Origin of the sequence: Vibrio sp. S234-5 (genome assembly GCF_000960595.1) — a bacterium.
Taxonomy (GTDB): Bacteria; Pseudomonadota; Gammaproteobacteria; order Enterobacterales; family Vibrionaceae; genus Vibrio.
In genome coordinates this window covers 1-626 of the sequence record NZ_JZAM01000031.1, presented here as the reverse complement: position 1 = coordinate 626, position 626 = coordinate 1, and the positions used below count along the sequence as shown (strand labels likewise).

The 626-nt window shown below is 44.1% G+C and carries 1 protein-coding gene; it reads right to left on the bottom strand.

What is annotated here, in order from left to right; genetic code table 11:
• Positions 1–126: 126 nt before the first annotated feature.
• Positions 127–591: an ASCH domain-containing protein gene (locus tag UF06_RS00130; protein ID WP_045568625.1), complete on the bottom strand. Its 465-nt coding sequence runs from the start codon at positions 589–591 to the stop codon at positions 127–129.
• Positions 592–626 lie beyond the last annotated feature (35 nt).

Genomic DNA, 626 nt, shown 5'->3' with positions numbered 1-626 from the left:
TAACGCCGCGTTAAGGGGCGCAGGCACGCAATAAAAAAGCTACCGCACAGTACCGTAACCACAAAACTCAACGCAAACTGAAAATGCCACGCGTGCCAAGTCCCACTTGAACGCATTGTTATATTTTTATTTGTGCACCACTTTGAACTGTTCTAGAACTAGCAGCATATCTTCCGACGGTGATATTCCTAGCTCTACGCACTCTCTCGAGAAGAAGTTCCAATGCGCCTCCCGCCACCAAGCTAAAGTCTTGTCACCCTCACCTTCTAAAGCCGCGAACTCAGGTGTTACTTCGCTGTATTTTTGCTTGGTTACAGACGTCATTTCTATAATACAAATAGGCATACCATCCCAATTTGTCACCACTTGAAGGTGCCCAACAACTGGCATTGGCTCGCATTTTTCGCTGTACCAATAGTCTAAGCTGCATGATGCACGCTTTTCACCACGAAGGATTAACTCGGCACAGAGATTTGCATTGCGTTCATCTGCACAGAAATAGTCTGAGCTGAACGAAGTGTATTTGGAAGCGACTTCATCAGGTAAAGAGTTCAGATATTGTTCCAGATAAACTCTACCTCTTTCATCCATGATTTTGACTCGAAAATTGATTAAAAATATAACGC

What these genes read in the sequence shown, in the direction of transcription:
- UF06_RS00130 (WP_045568625.1), bottom strand. Translation starts at nt 591, where the DNA reads ATGGATGAAAGAGGTAGAGTTTATCTGGAACAATATCTGAACTCTTTA.